This window comes from Arthrobacter sp. Soil_C_49, from assembly GCF_057656635.1.
The window spans coordinates 46051-64527 of record NZ_JBDGJZ010000021.1; the positions used below are offsets into that span (position 1 = coordinate 46051).

19 protein-coding genes are annotated in these 18477 nt (G+C 61.7%); 11 read left to right on the forward strand and 8 right to left on the reverse strand.

The genetic code is table 11. The annotated features are described in order from the left end of the window. The 6 genes from AC3A4Z_RS22105 to AC3A4Z_RS22130 all read left to right on the forward strand — a co-directional run bounded on the left by AC3A4Z_RS22105 (position 1) and on the right by AC3A4Z_RS22130 (position 6148). Positions 1–741 carry a gamma-glutamyl-gamma-aminobutyrate hydrolase family protein gene (locus tag AC3A4Z_RS22105; RefSeq protein WP_419202636.1) on the forward strand — a complete coding sequence of 247 codons (741 nt, stop codon included), beginning with the start codon at positions 1–3 and terminating at the stop codon, positions 739–741. After that, the gene (locus AC3A4Z_RS22110; protein ID WP_056331965.1) at positions 738–1931 is read left to right on the forward strand and encodes a cytochrome P450; all 1194 of its coding nucleotides are present in this window, start codon (positions 738–740) and stop codon (positions 1929–1931) included. The genes AC3A4Z_RS22105 and AC3A4Z_RS22110 overlap by 4 nt, the downstream gene beginning before the upstream one ends. Positions 1932–1936: 5 nt before the next feature. Next, positions 1937–2173, forward strand: a complete 237-nt coding sequence (locus tag AC3A4Z_RS22115; RefSeq protein ID WP_142059642.1) for a ferredoxin — start codon at positions 1937–1939, stop codon at positions 2171–2173. Next, positions 2170–3330, forward strand: coding sequence for an NAD(P)/FAD-dependent oxidoreductase (locus AC3A4Z_RS22120; RefSeq protein ID WP_419202637.1), 1161 nt, complete (start codon positions 2170–2172; stop codon positions 3328–3330). Before AC3A4Z_RS22115 ends, AC3A4Z_RS22120 begins: the two co-directional genes overlap by 4 nt. A gap of 127 nt (positions 3331–3457) precedes the next feature. Next, positions 3458–5119, forward strand: coding sequence for a helix-turn-helix domain-containing protein (locus tag AC3A4Z_RS22125; protein WP_498714393.1), 1662 nt, complete (start codon positions 3458–3460; stop codon positions 5117–5119). A 264-nt stretch (positions 5120–5383) separates the two neighbouring features. Beyond that, complete coding sequence (locus AC3A4Z_RS22130) at positions 5384–6148, forward strand: type 1 glutamine amidotransferase (protein WP_419202639.1); 765 nt, start codon at positions 5384–5386, stop codon at positions 6146–6148. Positions 6149–6371: 223 nt separating this feature from the next. Here AC3A4Z_RS22130 and AC3A4Z_RS22135 read toward each other — a convergent pair whose 3' ends face one another. The 3 genes from AC3A4Z_RS22135 to ald form a co-directional block, all read right to left on the reverse strand. Beyond that, on the reverse strand, positions 6372–6869 hold the full coding sequence (locus AC3A4Z_RS22135; RefSeq protein ID WP_207597852.1) for an HtaA domain-containing protein: 498 nt from the start codon (positions 6867–6869) through the stop codon (positions 6372–6374). A 528-nt stretch (positions 6870–7397) separates the two neighbouring features. Next, the gene (locus tag AC3A4Z_RS22140) at positions 7398–7655 is read right to left on the reverse strand and encodes a hypothetical protein (protein WP_159636057.1); all 258 of its coding nucleotides are present in this window, start codon (positions 7653–7655) and stop codon (positions 7398–7400) included. Between the two features lie 72 nt (positions 7656–7727). Next, positions 7728–8843: an alanine dehydrogenase gene (gene ald, locus AC3A4Z_RS22145; RefSeq protein WP_159636054.1), complete on the reverse strand. Its 1116-nt coding sequence runs from the start codon at positions 8841–8843 to the stop codon at positions 7728–7730. A 133-nt stretch (positions 8844–8976) separates the two neighbouring features. Here ald and AC3A4Z_RS22150 point away from each other — a divergent pair, with 133 nt between their 5' ends. From AC3A4Z_RS22150 to AC3A4Z_RS22165, 4 genes are all read left to right on the forward strand, one after another. Then, entirely contained in the window at positions 8977–9462 is a 486-nt protein-coding gene (locus tag AC3A4Z_RS22150; protein WP_166843131.1) for an Lrp/AsnC family transcriptional regulator, read from the forward strand. Between the two features lie 171 nt (positions 9463–9633). Next, a complete protein-coding gene (locus AC3A4Z_RS22155) occupies positions 9634–10056 on the forward strand; it encodes a PAS domain S-box protein (protein ID WP_159636051.1) in 423 nt (140 codons plus the stop codon). Positions 10057–10097: 41 nt separating this feature from the next. Next, on the forward strand, positions 10098–10877 hold the full coding sequence (locus AC3A4Z_RS22160) for an MBL fold metallo-hydrolase (protein WP_079598570.1): 780 nt from the start codon (positions 10098–10100) through the stop codon (positions 10875–10877). Positions 10878–10898: 21 nt separating this feature from the next. After that, positions 10899–11471: an MFS transporter gene (locus AC3A4Z_RS22165; protein WP_419202640.1), complete on the forward strand. Its 573-nt coding sequence runs from the start codon at positions 10899–10901 to the stop codon at positions 11469–11471. Between the two features lie 344 nt (positions 11472–11815). On the opposite strand, the gene AC3A4Z_RS22170 is transcribed toward AC3A4Z_RS22165, so the two are convergent. The 4 genes from AC3A4Z_RS22170 to mobC all read right to left on the reverse strand — a co-directional run bounded on the left by AC3A4Z_RS22170 (position 11816) and on the right by mobC (position 15728). Then, a complete protein-coding gene (locus AC3A4Z_RS22170; RefSeq protein ID WP_137320645.1) occupies positions 11816–11992 on the reverse strand; it encodes a CsbD family protein in 177 nt (58 codons plus the stop codon). Between the two features lie 447 nt (positions 11993–12439). Then, positions 12440–13672, reverse strand: coding sequence for a hypothetical protein (locus AC3A4Z_RS22175; protein WP_207597850.1), 1233 nt, complete (start codon positions 13670–13672; stop codon positions 12440–12442). A gap of 27 nt (positions 13673–13699) precedes the next feature. Then, positions 13700–15328: a relaxase/mobilization nuclease domain-containing protein gene (locus AC3A4Z_RS22180; RefSeq protein WP_419202641.1), complete on the reverse strand. Its 1629-nt coding sequence runs from the start codon at positions 15326–15328 to the stop codon at positions 13700–13702. 4 nt (positions 15329–15332) lie between these two features. Beyond that, positions 15333–15728 (reverse strand): plasmid mobilization relaxosome protein MobC, encoded by a 396-nt coding sequence (gene mobC / locus AC3A4Z_RS22185; RefSeq protein ID WP_419202642.1) that lies wholly within the window; start codon positions 15726–15728, stop codon positions 15333–15335. A gap of 225 nt (positions 15729–15953) precedes the next feature. Here mobC and AC3A4Z_RS22190 point away from each other — a divergent pair, with 225 nt between their 5' ends. Further along, positions 15954–16289, forward strand: coding sequence for a hypothetical protein (locus tag AC3A4Z_RS22190; protein ID WP_207597849.1), 336 nt, complete (start codon positions 15954–15956; stop codon positions 16287–16289). A 720-nt stretch (positions 16290–17009) separates the two neighbouring features. Here the strand turns inward: AC3A4Z_RS22190 and AC3A4Z_RS22195 are convergent. Further along, on the reverse strand, positions 17010–18362 hold the full coding sequence (locus AC3A4Z_RS22195; protein ID WP_419202643.1) for a ParB/RepB/Spo0J family partition protein: 1353 nt from the start codon (positions 18360–18362) through the stop codon (positions 17010–17012). Positions 18363–18477: the final 115 nt, after the last annotated feature.

Below are 18477 nucleotides of genomic sequence, written 5' to 3' on the forward strand. Positions count from 1 at the left end.
ATGCGGGCGCCCCTTATTGCCATTTCCGCGGCCCGGCAGACCGTCGATACCGCCTTTGGCCCGATGCCTTCAACGGTCCAGAACATGGCCTACGCCAACGGCGTGCTTGCCGCAGGCGGCCGTCCCGCCATTCTTCCGTCCACGGCAACGATCCCCGATGCGGCGCTTGAAGGATTCGACGGGCTGATCCTCACCGGCGGCGGTGACATCAGCCCCCGGCTGTATGGGGAGGACCCGGCCGAGACGGTCTATGACGTGTGCGACATCAGGGACGACTTCGAAATCGAGCTTTACAACGAGGCCATGCTCCGCGGCCTGCCCATCCTGGCCACTTGCCGGGGGATGCAGCTAGTCAACGTTATTCGAGGCGGAAACCTCGTCCAGGAAGTAAGCCCGGACAGGGGGCACTGGCAGGACCATCCCTCTCATGAACCATGGCACCAGGTACAACTGGAGCCCGGTTCCGAACTTGCCCGGATCGCCAAAGACCTGACCATTCCCGTGAACAGCTACCACCACCAGGGCTTGGGAAAGCTCGGAACAGGCCTTCGTGTCGTGGGACGGGAAGGCGACGTTATCGAAGCAATTGAAGCCGACGATGCCCGCCTCATCGGAGTCCAATGGCATCCCGAGCACATGGTCGACTACCACGAAGCCCAGAAGGCCCTCTTCGTCGATCTCGTGGAGAAGGCCGCAGCGTACGCACAGTCACAGAAACCACTTCAGGAGCAATTCTCATGAGCACAGAAACTGAGCGGGGACTCAGCCACAACAAGTCAGACTTTGACTTCCACGGACGGTCGCTCGACAACATTTTCGACGAATACCAGGACATCCTAGCCAACGGACCTGTCGGGCACAGTAACAAGTATGGAGGCTTTTGGTACATCACCAAGAGCGAAGATATCTTCAACGCCGAGCAGGACCCCGACACCTTCGCTGTCGGACCCTCAATGCTCCTCCCGGCGTTCGGCACTGACGTCCCCCTCATTCCTATCGACATCGATCCCCCGACCCACGCTGACTTCCGCAAAATCCTGCTGCCGATGTTCACCCCCATGAACATCTCAAAGCTGACACCCGGAATGCGGGAGACCGCCCAGCAGCTGTGCCAGGAAGTCCTCACAGCCGGAGACGTCGTTGATGTCTCGGCAAAGCTTGCCCGCCCGATGCCGACCATTATCTTCAGCCGCCTGGCCGGATATCCGGAACAGGACTGGCCAATCTTCGACCGGTGGATCGACGAAATCATCTATGAGCGGACCGCGCATCCGGAAACCGCATACGCGGCCGGACGCGAACTCAACGACTACTTCGACCGCCTTCTCGACGAACGGGAAAAGGCCGGACCGGAAGCGGACGCCAGCAATGACCTGATCACCCAGCTCCTGAAAGCGGAAGTAAAAGGCCGGAAGCTCACGCGGGAAGAGCTGCTGTCGTACTGCTACCTCCTCTTCCTGGCCGGGCTCGACACGACCGCCTGGGCGATCCGTTCCGCCCTCTGGTACCTGGCCGGCAACCCGCAGGCCCAGCAGCAGTTGCGGGAAGACCCGGACCTGATCCCCACCGCAGCCGAAGAATTCCTGCGGACCCTCTCCCCGGTCCAGGCCATGGCCCGCACCGCGAAGAAGGACACAGTTGTCCGGGGCCAGGAAATCAAGGCTGGCGAACGCGTTGTGCTCGTCTTCGGCGCGGGCAACCGTGACCCGGAGGTCTACGAAGAACCCAACGACATCAAGATCGACCGTGAAGACAACCGCCACCTGGCCTTCGGCGGAGGGATCCACCGGTGCCTCGGCTCGAACCTTGGCCGCGCCGAAATGGTTATCGCCATGGAGGAATTCCTGAAGGCTGTCCCTCACTTCGAACGGGCAAACGACGACGAACCGTGGCACGGCGTCGGCCCGCTTACCCTCAAGATTGGAGCTTGATCACCATGGGAGAACTTTGGGTCGACGGAGGGCGTTGCCAAGGCCACGCCCGGTGCTGGGCTCTGGCACCCGAAACCTTTGAGATCGACGAGGAAGGCTACGCGCACGTTATTCCTGGCCGCGAAAACAGCGGCGATGAACCCAACGTCCGCAAGGCCATCCGGAACTGCCCCGAACGGGCGATCCTTGAACGGGAAACGGCCGAGGCCGGCGAGAAAGCATCAGAGGTTTCGGCATCGTGACACATCTGCCAGACCGGGTTGCGGTCATTGGCGCTTCGGTTGCTTCGGCGATGCTGATTGAACGCAGCCGCGAGCTGGGCTTTGCAGGCGAATTTATCGTCATTGATTCAGACCCGAACGCGCCCTACGACCGGCCCCCGCTGTCCAAGCAATTCCTTCTTGGCACCGGTCCCGTCGAACCGGCCGAGTGGTGGCCGGAGGCTACGCCGATCCTCAAGGCAAAGGCCATCGGGCTGCTCACCGACAAGCGGACTGTCCTGACGGACAAGCTCGGAGAAGTAGCCGCTGACGCCGTCGTCATCTCCACAGGAGCCGGCTCAATCCGGCTGCCGAACGAGCCAGCGGGCGTTCTCAGCCTAAGAACCGCGCAGGACGCCCTTGCCCTGCGCAGCGCCGTGGATGCAGGAGCTTCCAGTGCGATCATCATCGGCGCCGGAACCATTGGTGCGGAACTGGCATCTACACTCGCCCAGCGTGGGCTTGCCGTCACGGTAGTGGATTTGGCTCCGCAACCAATGCAGCGCTTCTTTTCAGGACATCTGGGTGAGGAAGCGAAGGCATGGATGCATCAGGCCGGTGTCGTAACTCATTTTGGGGTTGCTGTGGAATCCATTCAGAAAACGGATGCGCAGTGGACGGTCCGGGTCAGCGGCCTGGACCTGCACGCGGACCTGGTTATCAGCGCTGTCGGCGCACGCCCCCACACCGAATGGCTGACCTACAGCGAGCTCGACATTTCCAACGGAGTCCGTTGCACTGCGGACGGGAAAGCCCTGCTGACCAGTGGTGAAATCGCCGACGGGATCTTCGCTATCGGAGACGTTTCGGCCCGGCGGGCTGAGGACGGAACCTTTCGGCGGTTCGAGAGTTGGACCCAGGCCCAACGTCATGGCGCAGCCTTGGCTGAATACTTTGCAGGCTTCGACTCCAGCGAACTGGAACAGGCTCCGTACGGGTGGACGGAGCAGTTCGGCCGAAAGGTACAGGTGCACGGAATGCTTCCGCCGGCAGGTGAACTTGTACAGGTATACGCTGCGGAGGAACGCAACGCCGCCTTGTACCGGATTGGATCTGCGGCGGAGGACGTGGCTTGGATCGGCGTCAACGCGCCAAGGCAGTTCAGCCGGGCCTCCATGGGCATGAGCCTTCTAAGCTGAAACGATGAAACCCCCTGCTGAGCCTGCGGCCCCGCAACCGAGTGAGGTCCTGCCCGCTGGCTATCGCCACAAACTCCAAATAGCAGAGCTTCGCGCAGACACCCTGTCCGAGCTCACGCAGCTCATGATGGAAGGACCCGATCCACTCGCGCTTGCTCAAAGAGCAGTGGACTTGGTAGCCAGGGCAACAAACTCAGCAGGGGTTTTCGTCTACCTGTGGGATGAACAGGAACAAGTCCTTGTCATGCGCGCAGGCACCCCTGGAGTGCAAAGCCAGCAAATGGGACGAATCACCCTTCGCCTCGGCGAAGGTGTAACTGGCTGGGCAGGGCTCACCAAACAGTCGGTTGTCCTAAACAAGAACATTCAGCAGGACCCGAGGTTCGCCAGCATCAGCGAACTGCAGGAAGACGATTTCAATTCGATGCTGGTTGTCCCGATCGTGGCACCGACCGGGACCCTCCTTGGCGTGTTCAGCCTCTGGTCATATGAGGAGGAAACCTTCACCTGGGAGTCAAAGCTGATTGCTGACGAGGTGGGAGTGCTGCTTGCCAGCGGCCTGCTGCAGGCTGAGACAGTTGATGACTTGCGGCGCCAATCCGCAGCAGCGCACTTCCTTGTCGATTTCCCGATCAACTCCGCCACTTCCGTCCTGCAATGCGCCCAAGTGGCCACCCAGGCGATTCTTAAGCACATGAGCTCCGACGGCTGCGTCATTGAATATTTCGGGCGAGGTGCAGCCACATCGCCGCCCACCGCCATCGCAATGGACAAGGGCGAGCGAAGCGGAATCGTAGTTAGAACCACTCACTCACGAACAGCAACGTCCGAATTCATTGAATCCAACTTCGCCGGACACGAGCGGATATCTGTCTCCTTTGGCCTGACGAGCACCCGGGGCATCGTCACGTGCTATCGTCCACGCCGCTATTCCACCAGAGAGCTCGATCGGCTCAGCGCCATTTGCTCTCAGCTGGCCGCCCTCTTTGAAGCAGTAGAACTGGAGTCCGTCGGCTCATCCCATGCTTCACGCCTGCTCCGAAGCGTCGGCACGAGCACATTCGCCCGCATTCTCGAGGAATCAGGCTGGTCAAAGGGCCGCACTCTGCCGGTCCTGGTGCGAGTGAAACGGCTGAAATTCGACTCTGACGCGGTGTCCAGACGCATCGCCCCCTACCTTCAGGAACTGGCCGGCCCCCGATCCCTGGTCTTCACGGAAGGCCCCCTCAGCCTGCTCTTTATCGATACCCCTTCCGGCTCCGGAGAAGAGATCAAGGCGAAGCTGGAGACGACTCTTTCTGACCTCGACGAACACCGTGGCGTCTCAGCTTTCGCCGGCGTAGGTCCCCTGGCGCGGGACGTCGCCTCTCTGCATCCAGCGCTCTCAGACGCCGAAACCGCACTGGCCTGGACAGAACTGGTAGGCAGGACATCCGGGAGACGGGTCACCTCTTTCAGCGACATAGAACACCTGCAGGAACTGCCCCTTGTTGGGGAGGGGATGTCTGCAGAGATCAGGGACGTGCTCGCCGAACTCAGGTCCCTCATGCGCTACGACGCGGAAAATGGAACCCAGCTGGCCGAAACCGTCGCCATGCTCCTGTCCAATAAAGGATCCATTGCCGACACGGTCTCCAAGCTGCACATCCACCGCAACACACTCCGGCAACGGCTCCAGCGCGTAGAGCAGCTCATCGGTCATTCATTCGAAGAAGCCGGCGACTGGCTGCCCACGGGCATCGCTGCGCGACTGGCTATGCGCGAAGGCCACCGCACTGTTCTTCAATGACGGCAACAGCGGCCGGGGTCCGCTGAGGAAATATTCGGATGATCCCAAGATCACCAGGCTGTGGCACACACATTCGGATCTTAATGTGCAACCGGCACTGCGACCCCGGCCATGCTGTTCGCTACGTTGAAGTTGTCCGCCTGGGTCCGGGGACTAAAGGCCATGGGGCTTCGGTGTCCGGCTTAACCACACAGGATGCCACCGTCCCTTCACAACCCAGGTTTCGCATGCTGAAACCCTGACCGCCCGATAAGGAATTCGAGAATGACCAATCAGCCAAACCTGCCCCGAGGTACCGGTACCCTGCAGGCACTCGTCATACAGCCAGATTTCCACTGCCCACTGGACCGGCTCGGTGTTTGGCTGCACGATGAGGGAATAACCACCAGAATTATCCAGCCTTTCAGTGGTGACGTGATCCCGGACGTGATTCAGGAGGACGCCCTGGTGGTTCTTGGCGGAGACATGAGCTCATTGGACGACCATGCCTATCACTGGCTTACCGACATCCGGCGCCTCATGGCGGCCGCCGCCACCCAGAGGAAACCGACACTAGGGATCTGCCTTGGAGCTCAGTTGATGGCACAGACGTTCGGCGGGACCGTGGCCAGAGGAGACCAAGGCCTCGAAGCGGGGGTCGTCGAGGTGGCATTACGGCCCGATGCTGCCGAGGATCCCTTGATGGCCGGATTGCCGGATCCCTTCTTCGCAGGCGCCATGCATGGGGACATGATCGACCAACTCCCGCCGTCAGCAGTATGGCTCGGGATGACGGCCCAGTATCCGCATCAGGCTTTTCGAGTAGGCGAGATGTCATGGGGAGTTCAGTTTCACCCGGAGATCTCGCCGGTGGTCTACCGCCAGTGGTTGTCCCTAGTCAATGAGAATGACACGGTTGCCGTGGAGCGGGCCGGCCGCGGAATGAAAGCATTCGAGAAACAAGACCAGATCGTGAGGGAGCATACCGAGGCGATGGCGCGACGCTTCGCCCACCTGGTCCGAACCACGGCAACGGTGGCTACTCAGTAACCAACAGTGCGTGGTGGCGCTGCGGCCGCGGGGTGGACGTTGGACACTAGCCAATGCAGCGATTCCTGCCCCTGGACTCATTGAGTCTGCGGGCAGGAACAGGTCCTTGCCAGTACCTCGTGCCCGGATCCACCAGCACGGAGCGGGGGCAAAGCACGGCGTCTTCATGTCTAGGCCCAGGACCTTGTCCCAGCTGGTACCGCCAGTTCACCCCAGAACGGGTTCAGGATACCTCCACAAAGGATGGTGCCCTCATGGTCAGCGGAGCCAGTGTTTCTCCGGCTGAATAGCTATCTGCGAAAACAGCCGCTCCTGCGCTGGTCAGAGCTACCGGGACATTTGCCCACATATTGATGCCGTCTTCCACGGACACCGCCGGCAAGTCGAGATGGGCGAGGTGCACAATCTCGTTTCCTTGTTCGATGGACAAGCATGCCCCGTCGGGCCCGACTATTATTTTTGGGTTGCAAATCGAGACCGACATAAGCCCGTGATGGGCGAGGAAGCGGGCCTCTCCACCGAACTGGAGCACAAAGTTGTGCCCGTCAGAATGATCCAGGCTTCTGAACGGGAAATAGAACTGCCGGGTATTTGTCACGGCAGCACCCTCGCGCACGAGTATGCGTCCATCGCGCATAGACTGCACGTACTGTACAAAGCTCTCTTTCACCGCCCAGGCCATGCCGAGATCTGCTCTTTCCACAGTAGGTTCGGACATCATGGGTTCCTTCGCGTTGCCAGGTTGCACACGGCCGGCGGGGTCCCGCTCCCGACACACCAGGAATGGGAGCGGCTTACCGCCTCTTCCACCATTTTCGCGCCGGCACAGATGATCGACATGTACCGCTGGCACAGCGTTCGCGCCGGCTGTGTGCCTGGCGCCCATCCGTGAGGGGACGATGGACACCGCGGTCGGCTCGTCATTGAGGTTGACAGCCTGCTGGAGGCGCCGTCGGCGCGCCAACGCCAGGGGAGGGGCGCTGATGGGCTCGATCAGTCAGACGAGTCCTGAATCAGTCTGAGAAGTTCAGTTGTTCAGGGGCGACGCACTCGTAGACGAGTCCAGGAGGAATCTGGTGGCTGAGCTCAAGGGTGTAGGACCAGGGGCCGTGCCAGGTGACAAGAACGCCTGACGCTTCATCCTGGACTGTTTCAGAGCGCAGCCGAGTAATCGCTCTTGCTAAGTCATTATCGTCATGCAGCTGTTCCGGAAGCTGTACGCGTCCAGGCGCAGCGGAGTGTTCGCACCTCATGGTGCAGCAGCATGCTGGAAGCCAGGGCAGAGGCTGGCCCTGTCGGTTTCCCATCTATAGTCGACCCATACCCTGAAACCGTCTGCCCGGTGAAAGAGACGGCGGGGCTCGGCGCCGTCACTGTCGAGCCACAGGATTTGATCATCGTCGGTTACTGCATCGACAACTCCGCGGCGGATCTCCTTATCCAGAAGTTTCACGATGACCAGTTGGCCAACCAGCGGCTGCCATTTGGGTTGCAGGTGAAATGCCATTTGATGCTGTCCCCTTCCTATGGAGCGGAGCGGGCTGTGCCTGCCTTCTCTCGGGCAGGCACAGCCGTTGTTTTAAACCGTTACGAGGTCCTGCCAGTCGGCGAGGTCATGTCCATGGGCATCGCTGACAGACTTGTGGGTGACCTTTCCCGCCGCCACGTTCAGACCGCCCGCCAAAGCGGGGAGCCGGTCGAAAGCACCCTTGACGCCGTAGTTGGCCAAAGCAACCGCGTAGCGGAGCGTGACGTTGGTCAGCGCGTAGGTGGAGGTGTTCGGGACAGCGCCGGGCATGTTGGCCACGCAGTAGAAGATCGTCTCGTGAACCTTGTACGTGGGTTCCTGATGCGTGGTGGGGTGCGTGTCCTCGAAGCAGCCGCCCTGGTCCACCGCGATGTCCACCAGGACCGAGCCGGGCTTCATCCGGGCCACGAGGTCGTTGGTGACGAGCTTGGGAGCCTTCGCTCCCGGAATCAGAACGGAGCCGATGACGAGATCAGCATCGATCACTGACTTTTCGATCTCGTACGAGTTCGACGCCACGGTTTTGAGCCGGCCCTGGTACTGGGCGTCGAGTTCGCGCAGGCGGTTGATGTTGATGTCCAGGATGGTGACGTCGGCACCGAGGCCCAGCGCCATGGCGGCGGCGTTGGTGCCGGCAACACCTGCACCGAGGACCACCACTTTCGCGGGGCGGACGCCGGGTACGCCGCCGAGCAGCACGCCTTTGCCGCCGGCGGGCGCCATAAGGGAGGTCGCGCCGACCTGAACGGAGAGCCGGCCGGCCACTTCGGACATGGGTGCGAGCAGCGGCAGCGCCCGGCCTTCCTGGACCGTCTCATAAGCGATGGCCGTGACGCCGGAGTCGACAAGCGCCTGAGTGAGTGCCGGCTCCGCGGCAAGGTGAAGGTAGGTGAAAAGGAGCAGTCCCTCGCGGAAGTGGCGGTATTCGGACGCCACGGGTTCCTTAACCTTCATCACCATGTCGGCTCGGGCCCAGACCTCGTCTGCAGTCTGAACGATCTCAGCTCCGGCGAGTGCGTACTCCTGATCGCTAATGCCGGAACCGGCGCCGGCACCGGTTTCCACGAGCACGTCGTGGCCGTTTGCTTTGAATTCATGCACGCCGGCAGCCGTGATGGCCACGCGGAACTCGTTGTTCTTGATTTCCTTGGGGACGGAGATGATCATGCTCACGCTTTCTGAGGGGATTGACGTTTGTGAGCAAAAGAATGACAGAAACTGCGAAACATCCAACTTTGCGTGCAGAATCTGCGGCAAAATAGGAGTTATTGGCCACTTCCTGCGTTGTGAGGAGCGTTACATGGTGTCCGACCCGCAGAAACTGCAGCAGGTGACTCTGGACGAAGTCGACCAGAGGCTTCTGGGTCTGTTGTCCAAGAATTCGAGGCGTACCAATCAGTCGTTGTCGGAAGCCCTGGGGCTTGCGCCGTCAACCTGTCTTGCGCGCCTTAAGGCGCTCAAGGAGTCGGGGGTGATCAAGCGGTTCACCGTCGAAGTCGCACCCGAAGCCATGGGTTTGCCTCTCCAGGCCCTGGTGAGCGTGCGGCTTAGGCCTGGTGCCCGTCACCTCATGAACGCCTTCGGTAACGAGTTGCGGGACCTTCCCGAAATTAAGCAGTTCTTCGTACTGGGCGGTGCCGACGATTTCTTGATCCACATCACGGCCAAAAACACTGAGCACATCCGTCAATTCGTGCTGGACCACTTGTCTTCGAATCCTGCCGTCGCAGGCACCCAGACCAACCTCGTGTTCGAACACGGTCACGGAACCGCCTTCGGCCTCTAGTTGGCCTGGGACACCTCGCCGTAGATGGCCCAGGCTGACGGTCACCCGCGGCTTCGTGGTCGAGGCAACTGGACGTTCCGGTCCATGTCTTGCACTAGTTAGGGGCGCGGCCAGCTGCTCCAATGGCATTACGAGACGCGAAAACGTCGCTTATCAGGAAAGGAACCGAAAGTGTCATCCTCAGATGCACGTAACCCCGACTTCCAGAGAATCTTCGAAAGTCTGCCGAACCAATACATCATCGTCGCCCCTGACAGGACGATTGTCGCCGCCACTGACTCGTTCCTTGCATCTACGGGAAAGAGCCGTGAGGGAATCGTCGGCATGGATATCCTTGACGCTTTTCCGGACAACCCGGACAACCCTGATGCGAAGGGAACAGAGATTCTGCGAAGCTCCATCGAGCGTGTTGTCGAGACCGGAGAAATCGACATTCTTCCGCCTGTTCGCTATGACATTGAGAACTCGGACGGAATTTTCGAGCCCCGCTGGTTCCAGCCCCTGAACGCCCCGGCGTTCGACGATGAGGGCAAGCTCGTCTACGTCCTGCACGGGGCGGAAGACATCACGGCTCAGATGATGAGCAAAAGCTGAACTTCTCGTAATCAGGCGCACCAACCGATAGGACTGAAATTATGGACGACGTCAAAGTAACCCTCGTTGGAGGACCGACCCTGCTCCTCGAGATCGCCGGCTACCGGATGATCACTGACCCGACCTTTGATTCTCCCCAGGTCTACCACCACCCAATTGCCGGGCCCGTTACCAAGAAGCTCGGCCCGAGCGCCACCCCCGAGGAGCTTGGTCAAGTTGACCTGGCTCTCGCTTCCCACGAGCACATCGACAATCTGGACGTGGCCGGTCGGGGTTTTCTCACGATGGTGCCGCTTGCCCTCACAACGACGGAGGCCGCGGAGAGCTTTGGCCCCAACGTCCTGGGGATCAGCGACTACGACGTTCATACCGTGGCGCTTCCCGATGGCAGGCAGATGAAGATCACGGCAGTGCCGGCGCATCATGGCCCGGAGGGCGTGTGGGACGCGCTTGGTCCGGTCATCGGCTTTGTTCTCGAAGCGGAGGGCATGCCGACGGTGTACATCAGCGGTGACAACTCCGAGCTCGATATCGTGCGCGAAATCGCGGACCGTTTTCCAACCATTGATATCGCTGTGCTCTTCGTCGGCGGCGCTAAATTCGATGTGATTGCTGACGGGGCGTATATCACTCTCAGCAATGACCGTGCCCTCGAAGCGGCCAAGATCATGGGAGCCAAAAAGGTCGTTCCAGTGCACGAGGATTCGTGGGCACATTTCAGCCAAAATGCGGACCAGATCAGCAAACTCTTTGCAGACGCTGGGCTGAGCGATCTGCTCATCGCCCTGAAACCGGGGGAGTCTGCCGACATCCGGCTCTAACAGGAGGAATGGAATCGAAGGTTGGGCGGTTGGCAGCCCAACCCGCTCCAGACCGGTGCCGCCTGGCTGCCATTCGCTGCCGGACTCATACTGGGCGCCGGTAGCGCCCCGAAGCTTCTGCTGAAGATAGCGCCGCGCCTCGTCGCTGCAACCGGGGCACTCCTCAGCGCCGTCGCGGCGCTCTGGTTTTCCGCCATCGCCGAGAACGCCAGCTACTGGCTCCACTTGGCTCCAGCCATGTTCGTGCTCGCCCTCGGATTCGGCCTGGGCGTCATTGCGCTCACACAGGCCGCCGTTTACCTCGTTGACCAGGACAAGGCAGGCATCGCCTCGGCACTGCTCAACTCAGCCCAGCAGATCGGCGTCGCTCTCGGCCTAGCCGTACTGGCCGCTGTCGCGGCCACCATCTCAGTGCCGCAGGAACACGCCGGCGTCAGCCCCGGGGCAGCCCTCACAGCGGGATACAGTACAGCGTTGCTAGGCGCCGCCGCTATTCTCGTCATCGCTGGAGTACTGGCCCTAACAACGCTCAATGGACACCCAACACCCGAAACCCAAAACTCCGACACAAGCACTGACGAACTAACAGTCTGAGAGCCACTTTCTCTACATAACAACCTTTGGTAGGCGCTGGCGTTGTCAAACGCCAGCGCCTACTGGGCTAATGCGCGCGTCTCCCACAGATCGTTCAAACGCCGATAATATAAGGATTTCGTCAACTGCCATCGAAGCCAGAGTGAATTACTGCCTTATGGTCGGAGCCACGCCTCGGGTTTAGGTACTCGCCGCTATAAGCCAGGGGGAGTACCCTCGGGTGGGCGTCATCCGGTGCCCGGGCCTTCCGGCTGACACGGCGGAAATGGCGCGTACCCGCTCCTGTTCGGGGCAAACAAAAGGACGCGCCCCGTTCGCTGGGCGCGTCCTTCTCTGTGGTCTCGTCAGTCCTTCTTGAAGGCGTCCTTGACCTTCTCGCCGGCCTGCTTCAGATCGCCTTTGGCCTGGTCGGCCTGGCCCTCGGTCCGCAGGCTCTCATCGCCTGTGGCAGCGCCTGCCGCTTCCTTGCCCTTACCGCCGGCCTTCTCGGCGGCGTTCTCAATCTTGTCGCCCAATCCCATGGTGTTTCCTCCTCTGGTTGGCAGCCGTTCGCACGCGGCTACAAGCAGCATAAGCATGCTTAGGATCTTGTTTTCAAGTCCACGCCTGGTTCTAGTGCGTGGGATCATGCGTCAGCTGACTGCAGCGCCTCAGCATTACCAGGAAGTATCGCGCACGGTAGGCACAGATTCCGTCTGAAGAACCCTGGCTTTCCCCGTGGAATCGGGAGCTTCCATAGCCCCTTCTGCTATCGGATTAAAGAGCCGATAGCTTATATTCCGTCAACCTGGTTCGGCGGAGTTGTCACGGGTGTGGCGGCGGGACCCAGCCGCTCGCCCGACGCGCTGCGACTGGCCACCACCGGCGCCAACGAGGCTTACGGTCGCGAGACGCCAGAGCCACGGGAGCCCAAGCACCGCGACCACGGCTGGTTTGTACCCGTAGCCATCGAACGACGGCCAGCAGTGCTACCGGCCCAGGCCGTTCTTGCTTCGCTCGGCGCCTCTTGATGCCCCAGTGGGTGCCTTTCGTGCTTTGGCGGCCTTTTTGCCTATGGTGAGGCCTGCACGGGGGTGCGTGGCTTCACTGCGTTCCGCTGCTACCCGTCCGCGTACCTGACCCTCGTTAGCGCCGGTGGTGGCCAGTGATGCGGCAAACGCGCTGTGGCGTTCGGCCGAGCCGTAACCGGCGGCCGACCTCGTCTCAGCCTTTAGCCCTCGGTCTGTGAGCCGGCCGCTGTCGTTGCCGGTGACGCGCTCTTCAATCTCTCGGCCTACGCCTTCCATGCGGGCAAAGAGTTCCTTCTCTGCCCGCCCGTACCGCTGCTCCTGGGTCGCCCACTTGTCACCAGTGAAGCCGCCCTCGGCCAGGAGTCTCGCCTCGTGGAGGTTCTTGGCGGCGTCCACGAAGGCAGGATCCTTGAAGTGTTCCTCCCGTGCCCCGTTGACGTTCGCGGTGGTTTCGCGACGGAGTTGGTCGATGTCGGGGCCGTTGATTCCGTCCTTGCTGATGAGGAACAGGCGCTCTTTGATTGCGCCGTCTGCGGCTTCCAGCGCTTTTGGGGTTTTCGCGTTGTGTGCCCGCTGGAGCGCTTGTGCCAGTTCGGGGTTGGCAAGGTATTCCACTGGCACATGGTGCCGTTCCATTTCGGGTGCGAGTTTCGCGGCCTGGGCACGGAGTTCTTCGGCGCGGGCGGCGGCGAGCAGCTGCATGGCTTTTTCGTGTTCGGCGGCAGCTTTACGGGTCTGTTCCTGGCTGCGGGCCAGAGCTTCCTGGCGTGCTTTTTCGGTGGCGATGGTATGGATACCTGATTCCAGGTACTCGGTGTCGGGGCCGACGTCGTGGGTGTCGATGCCGTAGCGTGTCAGGACTTCCTGATGGATCCTCTCCGATGCGGCAAGTGCTGTCGGGTCGTGCTCCTTCCACGATTCAGCGACGGTGTACGCGGTAGCGATATCGGACGGCTGGGCCTTGTCCCACCACTGGTCCTTTTCCACCGGGACAAGCACCGCGTGGGCGGCGCTGCGCTCAGCTGCCAGGCGTGCCTGGGCTTCGTGTGCCGCCTGGGTGTCGTGGTGTTCCTGTTGGCGTTGTGCTTCCTGCCGGTGTCGGGCCAGTGTTTCGGCAATACGGGCCGCGATCAGTAGCGATTGCCGCAGTCCGCCGTCCAGCAGGTCGTCCATTCCGTCCGATTCACTCATGGTGTTCCCCTCGCACTAGTGGTGTTTCTATCGGTCAAGTACAGGTCCGGATTCCCGTCCTGTCCCGGTGGGTGTCTTGGCGGGTATGGCCGTCGCGGGAACGGCGGAGCCGGGACGGATCGGAGCCAGACCACGCAAGCCAAGCTCCACGGGGTTGCGGTCCTGGCCACGCTCCGGAGCCTGGGCCGGCCCGCCCACGGTAACCGGTCGTGGCATGGTGGCCGCAAAGGGCTTCAGCTGCGTCGCGACAACGGCGCGGATCCTCTCAGCTTCCCGTGTCCGGCCGGATTGCTGATGCATCTGGTAGATGGCGTGCGCCATATTCGCCAGCTGCACCATCAGTGCAGCCTGCGCGGCTGTCTTGTTCTTGGACGAGGCGGCCAGGAACAGCATGGCCGTGCCGGCAATGGACGGCAACGCCACGGGCTTGGTGTGCACCTGTGGTGCGCGGAGCTGCGCGGTACGGGACAGTTCAGCCGCGGTGGCCGCCAACGGCCCGGGCGTGGGCTCGAGACGGTGGGACCACGCAGCGAACGCCCCGGAAACGTCCCGCGCAGCTTTCGCCCAGGTCGCGTGATCATCTAGCGGGACCGAGCGCAGTTGCTCCGCCAGGGCGGTCGCGTTGCGGGTGTATTCCACCCACACCTGCGGCGACGGCGTTGCCCTCTCGGGTCCGGTCCTGGTGACGGTGCGCTTGTTGCGTGCCGCGGCGTTCCACTCGGCCGCGGCCTCACTCGCGGCGTGCGGCGAGTCCATCCAACCTTGCCGCAGCGCACCCAGTGTCAGGTCGGATGCGAGTGTGCCGCCACCAAACCAGATGGGCCGCTCCCCCGGCCTGGGCCGTTCGGCAACGGAGTACCCAACGATGACATCCGTGGTGTTCTTCGCATACCGCGGACGGAGCAACATGCCCGTGTCCCGGGCGCGGCGGACGAACTCCCCCTCGGTGGCCGAGGCGCTGGCACTGGCACGGACCTTCCGCGCCAAAGACGCCCTATGCATCTCCCGCTCATCCCGGGTAGCGGTGGCCTTCTCGGCCCGGTCATAACCACGGGTCGCGTACACGGCCGACAGTTGCTCGAGGCCGTACTTGACCTCCAGCTCACGGCAGGTCTGCTGGGCTCGTTTGTAGTCCCCGTGGGTGGAGGCTTTGGTGCCGTCTTCCCGAACCAGGGACACGGCGATGTGGATGTGGTGGTTGCCGTTCTCACTCGTGCCGTGGTTGATCGCCGCCCACCGGCACTGCGCTTTTCCGCTGGCCGCGGTGAAGCCCATCGCGTCGACAAAGTCGTTGGCGATGTCGCCCCACTGCTGGTCCGTCAGGGCGCCCTCTTCGGCGCGCAAACTCAGCGAGCAATGCCACACGGACGCGTCCTTGTACCCGACGTGAACGCGTTCCTTCTTCGCCGCATCCCAACCAAAATCTTTGACCCTGACCTCAACGCTGAACAGTTTCCGTGGCTGATCCAAATGCTTCGCGATCGCGACCGCATCCTCATGGTCCAGGACCCCGTCGTCGTACCACGCCATGACCGCCGCGTCCCCGGCCACCAAGTGCGGGTCGGTGTGCGCGTTCTTCGTCTTGTCCGTATCCGTCGAGGCCAGATAAACCATCAGGCCGGCCATCCGCGAACCGCGGGTGATGTTCGGGATCATTCGCTCACATCAACCCCTCAATAGCCCGGTCAATGCGCATCGCCACCGACCGGATATGCTTCAACGCTTCACGGGCCTCAACGGGGAACTCCCCCGTCGCGTTCGCCTGACGTGCGAGCTGGTTGATGTTGTTCGACGAACGCGCCAACAAGTTATGCAACTGCATCAACTCGGCACCGATGGCCCGCCGCTCCGTCGGCGAATCAGTACCCTCCGCCAGAGCGGTCGACACCAACAGGTTCGGGACCGTCACTTTCTCCCGCTCGGCACGGGCAACGAGCGCTGCTTCTTCCTCCGCCGTGACCCACACGTCACGGCGCTTCTTCGACCCGGCCGGACTGTTCGCCCGGCGCCGCCGGGACAGGTTCGGACGGCCAGTATTTCCTTCTTCTTCCGGCATTCCAATCCCCCTCCCAAAAGGCCTAGCGCAGCGACCCCGATATCCGGGGACCCACAAGCCAGTGTCGCCCACCAACCCGGCAGGGTCCGTGAGCGACACACCATTTACACCCGTGTAAATGTATAGCTTGCTCCGCATGGTTTCGTTGGGCTGTTTTGGCACCAATTGTGCAACTCGCCGGAAAACCTTGCTTCTGGTGCCACGTTCAGCCACTAGGCTGTCCGCATGGATATCGACAACATTGCCGCAAAGGCGGCCGCGAAAATTGATGCCGTCAGGGACGCAAGAGTCAATGCAGTGAAGACCGCTGCTGCCAGCAGCGTTGAACTGCAAGAAGCTGTGCAGTTGCTCACAGCCGCAGAGCAGAAGTATGCCAAGGACTACCAGGCAGCCCTCAGGGCCGACTGGACCGAATCTGACCTGCGGGGCTTCGGGTTGGACGCACCGTCCAGGAAGGCCGGCGGGCGTCCCAAGGGCACTAGGACGACGCGCCAGTCAAGGCCTGCTAATGATGCCGCACGTGAGAAGGAACTGATCGGGACAACCAGCGAAAACTGGTAGCGTCACCCCTCGCCCGCATGTGCACGGCGCAAGCTATTTCCTCCGGGCTTGCCCCGCACACATGTGGACGACAGGACCCACCGAACCGGCTGCACACAACCACCACGTCACCAACCTTCCACACCTTGCCCTTCGCGAGCGGTGGCCGTGCACAGCCTCCATCCATAAGGGGCGGGAAAATACCGGCGAAGTTTCCCATGGTCCAGGCCTGGGCGTTGCCGTCTCCCCTACCGTCTCGGTTGGGACTTTTTCGGCCGGGACGACACATATCTACCGTGCGGGCCGCGAGTGGGAGGGCACAGGAACCGGGGCCGTGTGGCCGGCTTCTTAGGCACAGGGGGGCTCCCAGCGAGCTACTGGCGGGGATCACCACAACCAGGAACGGCGCAGGGTCCACTTTCTTGAAAGACGGACTTAAACACGAAGGGCCGGCTTGTTAGCCGGCCCTTCGTGTCCTTCGGCAAAAAAGGAAATCTATGGCTTCAGCTTAGCTGAAGCCATACGCATGATTACAACTGAACAAGTTGTTGGACTGTCGTGAAGTCGCGGCACTTACTTTCAGGATGGGTGGGCGCGTTTATGGCGGTCCGCCGCTGGTGAGTGGCAACTTGGTTCGTCATGGGCGGCGGACCGCCCGCCCTGCGGGAGGTTCATGGTTCTGCCTGTGGTGGGTAGTGCAGGGGCTTGCCGGGCGGTGGGGGTTCCGCCCGGCAAGGGGTCTTATGCCGCTTCGGTTTCTTCGGCTGGCTTGCCGCTGTCGATAATCATTTGCTCGGTCTCACTTGCGGTGTATCCCCACACGACCAACTGGTTCAGGTAGTCCCGGTGCGTTTGTGACGGGGACCGCCATGAGTCCTTTGCAATCGTCTTCTCATACCCGGCGCACACCAGTGCGATCAAAGAGAACTCAGGCCGGGCCGTGGACGCGGCTACGTGATCCCGCAGCGGGTTCCATCCCCACCGGTCCGACTCGTCGGACTTCGCTCCAACCATCTCAGCGGCCACCTTCCCGTCATAGCCGCTGACCGTTGCAGGGTGGTGCGTGAGCGCATACGCGGTGAAGTGCTGCCAGCCCTTCGGCGCCTGCTTCTTCGCCAACAGGTTCCGGACAAACTCACGCCTTACGATGGTGGCCGACTCGGCCGCTCTGTTATTGGCGATCAGGGTTTTCCGGTCGGCCTTCTGTTCCTCGGTCATCGGGCCTTTCTGGACGTTGCTGCCGCCGTCGTAGCGTTCGTACTTCGGGACGAAACCCATGTCCTTCCAGCCTGCGATAACTGAGTGGGTTCGGTGCTGGCCACGGTAGTCCGTGGTGATCAGGACGGCGTTCGCGTCCTCCTCGGTGGCCGGTTCCCCGTCCTCCCTTTTGGCGGCGGTGACGTAGAGGTTCTCGTCGTCGGAGTAGTGTCCGGCGTCCTCCACGGTCGTCTTACCCTGGGCTTCGAGTTCGGCGATCAGCGCGGCGAGGGCTGCGGCGCTTTCGCGCTGGTCCCGCAACCGCTGGGCGACGTGGAGCAGCTGGTCGGGGTCGTCGATGAGAACTGATTCAAGGTCGGCCGTCGCGGCTTCGTCCTGTTCAAACTCGGCCATGATCAGAGCGGTTTCGATGCTCCATCCCCGGTCCAGGGCGGCGGTCCCGGCCTCGGATGCCTTGGCCTTCAACGCACCCTCGACGGCGGCCTTTTTCCGTCCGGTCCTCTTGGCGATCGATGCCGCCGAAACACCGATCAGGGATAGCTGGTGGTAGGCGTCTGCCTCGTCCGCTTCGGTCAGTTCGGCGCGCTGGATGTTTTCCACGACCTGCGTCACGATCCGTTCGGCCTCTTCCGGGGACTCGATGATCATCACCGGGATTTCAGGGCGCTGGGCTTCGACGGCGGCGCGGGTGCGGCGCTGTCCCATCAGCACATGCACCGTGCCGTCGTCCTTGCGGTGCGCGATCACGGGTTCCATCACGCCGTGTTCTTTGACGCTGGCAATGAAGTCAGCGGTCAGGGCGGCGTCTTTGCGGACGTTGATATCCACAGTCAAAGTCGTGGGGTCGAGCATTTCCAGTGTGGGTGCTGCGTTCATGGTGTTCTTCCATTCTTTGCCGAAATGGTGGGTGAGTGGGGCGGCTTAGGTGACCGGCCAGCTCCCCTCTCCCCCAGTTGCTTTTTTGTTGCTGGCACGTAGTGCTCTACGGGGC

Excerpts from the sequence above, each read along its gene's own strand:
- AC3A4Z_RS22105 (WP_419202636.1), top strand. The coding sequence starts at position 1 with ATGCGGGCGCCCCTTATTGCCATTTCCGCGGCCCGGCAGACCGTCGAT.
- AC3A4Z_RS22110 (WP_056331965.1), top strand. The coding sequence starts at position 738 with ATGAGCACAGAAACTGAGCGGGGACTCAGCCACAACAAGTCAGACTTT.
- AC3A4Z_RS22115 (WP_142059642.1), top strand. The coding sequence starts at position 1,937 with ATGGGAGAACTTTGGGTCGACGGAGGGCGTTGCCAAGGCCACGCCCGG.
- AC3A4Z_RS22125 (WP_498714393.1), top strand. The coding sequence starts at position 3,458 with ATGGAAGGACCCGATCCACTCGCGCTTGCTCAAAGAGCAGTGGACTTG.
- AC3A4Z_RS22130 (WP_419202639.1), top strand. The coding sequence starts at position 5,384 with ATGACCAATCAGCCAAACCTGCCCCGAGGTACCGGTACCCTGCAGGCA.
- AC3A4Z_RS22135 (WP_207597852.1), bottom strand. The coding sequence starts at position 6,869 with ATGATGTCCGAACCTACTGTGGAAAGAGCAGATCTCGGCATGGCCTGG.
- AC3A4Z_RS22140 (WP_159636057.1), bottom strand. The coding sequence starts at position 7,655 with ATGGCATTTCACCTGCAACCCAAATGGCAGCCGCTGGTTGGCCAACTG.
- ald (WP_159636054.1), bottom strand. The coding sequence starts at position 8,843 with ATGATCATCTCCGTCCCCAAGGAAATCAAGAACAACGAGTTCCGCGTG.
- AC3A4Z_RS22150 (WP_166843131.1), top strand. The coding sequence starts at position 8,977 with ATGGTGTCCGACCCGCAGAAACTGCAGCAGGTGACTCTGGACGAAGTC.
- AC3A4Z_RS22160 (WP_079598570.1), top strand. The coding sequence starts at position 10,098 with ATGGACGACGTCAAAGTAACCCTCGTTGGAGGACCGACCCTGCTCCTC.
- AC3A4Z_RS22170 (WP_137320645.1), bottom strand. The coding sequence starts at position 11,992 with ATGGGATTGGGCGACAAGATTGAGAACGCCGCCGAGAAGGCCGGCGGT.
- AC3A4Z_RS22175 (WP_207597850.1), bottom strand. The coding sequence starts at position 13,672 with ATGAGTGAATCGGACGGAATGGACGACCTGCTGGACGGCGGACTGCGG.
- AC3A4Z_RS22180 (WP_419202641.1), bottom strand. The coding sequence starts at position 15,328 with ATGATCCCGAACATCACCCGCGGTTCGCGGATGGCCGGCCTGATGGTT.
- mobC (WP_419202642.1), bottom strand. The coding sequence starts at position 15,728 with ATGCCGGAAGAAGAAGGAAATACTGGCCGTCCGAACCTGTCCCGGCGG.
- AC3A4Z_RS22190 (WP_207597849.1), top strand. The coding sequence starts at position 15,954 with ATGGATATCGACAACATTGCCGCAAAGGCGGCCGCGAAAATTGATGCC.
- AC3A4Z_RS22195 (WP_419202643.1), bottom strand. The coding sequence starts at position 18,362 with ATGAACGCAGCACCCACACTGGAAATGCTCGACCCCACGACTTTGACT.